The organism is Ensifer sp. Root954, assembly GCF_001429005.1.
Lineage (GTDB): Bacteria > Pseudomonadota > Alphaproteobacteria > Rhizobiales > Rhizobiaceae > Ensifer > Ensifer adhaerens.
Genome location: NZ_LMJM01000039.1, coordinates 1 through 2549 on the forward strand (window position 1 = coordinate 1; position 2549 = coordinate 2549).

Here is a 2549-nt window from a genome sequence, read left to right on the forward strand (position 1 = left end):
TGTAGTGGCTATTTAGTAATGCGACAGTTGGGCCAGTTAGAGATGCGACAGTCTCGCCTCTCGACGCACTGGTCAAAGCCAACGTTGGGAGCAAGGATGACGACCTTCAGCCTGGTCGAGACCATGAGCGGTCGGAGTCGTCATGTCCTGTTTGATCACCATGTCGCAGAAAGAGTTGCATCGCCTCGAAGTCATCCAGAAGATCCGTGACGAGCGCCTGAGCGTTGTCCAGGCTGCCGAACTGCTCAACCTCAGTCGAAGTCAGATCCACAGACTGCTGCAGGCTTATGATCAAGATGGTCCGGCCGGTCTTGTTTCGAAGAAGCGATCCCGGCCGAGCAATCGGCGCCACAGCGAGGATTTCCGCAATGCGGCGCTGGATCTGATCCGCGAACGCTATCTGGATTTCGGTCCGACGCTGGCGCGCGAGAAGCTCATCGAGCTGCACCGGATTTCTGTTGCCAAGGAAACGCTGCGGCAATGGATGACCGAGGCTGGCATCTGGATCTCGCGTCGGGAACGCAAGAAACGGGTTTTCCAGCCACGTGGCCGGCGCGACTGCTTTGGCGAACTGGTGCAGATCGATGGATCGCATCACTGGTGGTTCGAGAACCGCGGCCCCAAATGCGCCCTGCTCGTCTATATTGATGACGCCACCGGCAAGCTTTTACATCTTCGCTTTGCTGGATCGGAGAATACATTCGATTATCTGCACGCGACGAAGGCCTATCTGCAGCAATGGGGCAAGCCGCTGGCCTTCTACAGCGACAAGCACGGCGTTTTCCGCTCGCTCCATGCGTCGAAGAAAGACCGGACAAGCGGCCTGACGCAGTTCGGACGGGCGCTCTATGAACTCAATATCGACATCATCTGTGCCAACACCCCGCAGGCCAAGGGTCGAGTGGAGCGTGCCAACCAGACATTGCAGGATCGGCTGGTCAAGGAGATGCGACTTCGCGGCATCGATACGATCGAAGCTGCCAATGTCTATGCGCCTGAGTTCATTGCAGATTTCAACACTCGTTTTGGCAAGCAACCACGCAATCCGAAGGACATGCACCGGCCGCTGTCCGACCATGAGAACCTCGATGGTGCCATGTGCCGCAAGGAAGTGCGCACGCTGTCGCAATCCCTGACGCTGCGTTACGACAAGGTGCTGTTCATTCTCGATCCGACCGAGATTTCCAGGCCATTGGCGGGCCAGAAGGTGATTGTCTGCGATTATCCGGACGGTCGGCTTGAGATCATGCACGAGAGCTTTGCCCTGCCCTACAGGACCTTCGATACGTTGCGCTCGGTGCATCGTGCCGAGGTCGTCGACAACAAGCGGCTGGACGACATGCTGTCAATTGTCGCCGAGATGCAGGCCGGACGCCAACAGCAGCGCAGCAAGAGTGGTCCGAGCCGAACGGGCCAAACGGATCATATGTTCGGCATTCGAGACGGTAGCACAGCCAACGGCTACCAGAAGCGTGGTCCCAAGCCTGGCCGGCGGACGGATTTCATGAACGATCCGGCGGTGATTGCGCGACGAGAGAAAGCGTTGATGAGGCGGCCAGCGGCGGAATAAAGAGCGTCAATGCACGCCGATGTCGCTCTGCGCATCCGATTCCAACTGCAGGCAAGCTGGCCAAAGTGGCGTCTTGTGGAAGGCTCCATGCTGGAGGAGCGTAAGCCCCTCTCGTGCCTCATAGAGCACACCGAGCCAGCACAAGCGCCGAAAGACGCCATATTGGAGATCGGATTTCAACTTCCAGGCTTCTATGGTCATTTCGGTGTCCGACAGAGGCGCCAAGTCTGGATAGAGGATCTTCACAACGTCTATTGGCGTGCACCCTTCCCTGGCTTTGATATTGAGAAGATTGAGGAACATGCGCCACCAGCGTAACCGCGCTCGGACCTCCTCTTCCCGCTCGGTGGTATGGACATACGAATAGAGATAATCCGTGGCGATCAGATCGAAGAAGGCTTGCGGGTTCACCAGGAACTCCCGGCCGCGTCTGGTTGGCAGCAGCACATCTTTTTTCCGACGAAGAAGCTTCAGATGACGGGTCATGTCGCGCACCACCCAAAGCGGCGGCATGTCGCTTTCATTGAGCACCTTGTTCATGCTGTAGAGGTCTTCGGCTGTGAAGCCTGGCCAAAGGAAGTGCACAGCGGCCCAATGCACGAACTTGCGGTTCATGGCGCCGGTCGCCGTCAATCCTATGCCGCCCTCACCGTCAGCATAGGCAACCGAAAGAAGCATACCGCGAAGAAGTGGGGACAGTGCGGCGACATCGACGTCACCATGCAGCTTGATTTCCGGAAGCATCGTGCGGCTGTGATCCCTACCTCGCCCTATGCAGGTGCAAGCGAGTATCAACCGGCGACAAAACAATTGCTACTGAGAAAGCTAAAGCCGAAGGGGAGTGTCATCACCCGCCCCCGCTCCGCCCTTTCAACCCGGACCAGCCGGTCGGATCGGGGGCTGACTGGCAGAGCAAGCCGGCGGGCAGTGTCGCATTTCTAAATGGCTGGCGACGTCGCAGCCCTATTCAGCTTTGACA

The 2549-nt window shown here is 57.8% G+C and carries 2 protein-coding genes; one reads left to right on the plus strand and one right to left on the minus strand.

Going from position 1 to position 2549, the window contains the following annotated elements; translation table 11 throughout:
* The first annotated feature begins 142 nt into the window (after positions 1–142).
* Positions 143–1570 carry an ISNCY family transposase gene (locus ASE71_RS24480; RefSeq protein ID WP_060521183.1) on the plus strand — a complete coding sequence of 476 codons (1428 nt, stop codon included), beginning with the start codon at positions 143–145 and terminating at the stop codon, positions 1568–1570.
* A 6-nt stretch (positions 1571–1576) separates the two neighbouring features.
* Here ASE71_RS24480 and ASE71_RS24485 read toward each other — a convergent pair whose 3' ends face one another.
* On the minus strand, positions 1577–2314 hold the full coding sequence (locus tag ASE71_RS24485; RefSeq protein ID WP_060521184.1) for a hypothetical protein: 738 nt from the start codon (positions 2312–2314) through the stop codon (positions 1577–1579).
* Positions 2315–2549: the final 235 nt, after the last annotated feature.

Bases quoted from the DNA above. Each gene is read 5' to 3' on its own strand.
- ASE71_RS24480 (WP_060521183.1), top strand. From the start codon at position 143: ATGTCCTGTTTGATCACCATGTCGCAGAAAGAGTTGCATCGCCTCGAA.
- ASE71_RS24485 (WP_060521184.1), bottom strand. From the start codon at position 2,314: ATGCTTCCGGAAATCAAGCTGCATGGTGACGTCGATGTCGCCGCACTG.